Origin of the sequence: Kluyvera georgiana ATCC 51603 (assembly GCF_001654985.1) — a bacterium.
Classification (GTDB): domain Bacteria; phylum Pseudomonadota; class Gammaproteobacteria; order Enterobacterales; family Enterobacteriaceae; genus Kluyvera; species Kluyvera georgiana.
Genome location: NZ_LXEU01000123.1, coordinates 1 through 1253 on the forward strand (window position 1 = coordinate 1; position 1253 = coordinate 1253).

Sequence of the window (1253 nt, forward strand, 5' to 3'; positions counted from 1 at the left end):
TGTACGGTCCGGGGACATGGTAGACAGGTGTTCGGGGACATGGTGAACACTTTTTAACACTCTTTACCCATGGTGATCGACTTTTTCTTCAGGTCGATCACCCCTACTTTTGTGCTGTACCACCACACTTCATAACATCCATCCTCCTGCGTTTCCTTCAGCCCGACCCGTTCTCCCCTGAACGCCTTACCCACCTTCAGACTGATGCCTTTTATGCTCAGCTTCCCGATGATATCGACCTTCCTTACCATTACCCCCTCGTCATATTCCGGTGGCACCATGACGCCACTGTATTGCCGTGCAGACGGCTGATACCGGGAGGCCGGCACCGCCATATCCAGAGCCTCGTGCGGCCGCTCAAGGTTATAGACTGTCCGCCAGTGCTCGAAGGCGCGCTGCAGTTCACCGCTGTCCGCAAACCACTTCCCCTGCAGCACTTCCGCCTTCAGGCTGCGGTGAAAACGCTCCAGCTTACCCTGCGTCTGCGGATGGTATGGCCGGGAGTGGCCTACCCGGATACCCTGGCGCATCAGCCACAGCTCCAGCGCTGTCCAGACACCGGTCGTGTCGCCCCATGGCGCGCCGTTGTCCATCGTCATCCTGTCCGGCAGACCGTAGCGTTCAAACACGCTGACCAGTTGCTGCTGCACGGTCTCGCGTCGTTCATCGGTACAGGGTGCCAGGCACAGGGAGAAACGGGAGTGGTCGTCCAGCAGGGTAAGCGGATGGCAGCGGCCGCCGCCAAAGGGAAAGTGGCCCTTAAAGTCCATCTGCCAGAGCCGGTTCGGCGCGTCATGTTCAAACCGGCCTGTGGCCGGGATACCCGGCACTGTTCCCGGCAGCAGGCCGTGGCGGGCCATCAGGTTATGGACGGTGCTGAAGGCGGGCATGCGGTGTCCCTGGTCTTCGAGCCAGCGCTTTATCTTGCGCGCGCCCCAGCGTTCATACCGGTCATGGGCCATGCGCAGCAGGTAAACGATGTCGTCTGGCGAGCGGTTAGGAGAATGATGAGGCGTGCGGGGCCGATCGTGAAGACCGGCCCCGCCTTCCAGAGCCCAGCGGTGAAGCCACTTGTAGCCGGTGGCGGGAGATATGCCGTAAAGACGGCAAAGAGCACGGATGTTCGCCCCGTCCTGCGAGGCGAACAGAACAAACTCAGAACGTAATGACATGGTATCTCTCTCATCCCAGGGCATAAGTGACTCCATAAGCGGGTTCTTATGCCTTAGTTGTAAGTGTCTACCATGTCCCCG

Annotated in this window: 1 pseudogene; it reads right to left on the minus strand. The window is 59.6% G+C overall.

The features are described 5' to 3' along the window. Nucleotides 1-1196: pseudogene (locus M989_RS23935) on the minus strand (IS481 family transposase); the annotation flags it as partial. Nucleotides 1197-1253 lie beyond the last annotated feature (57 nt).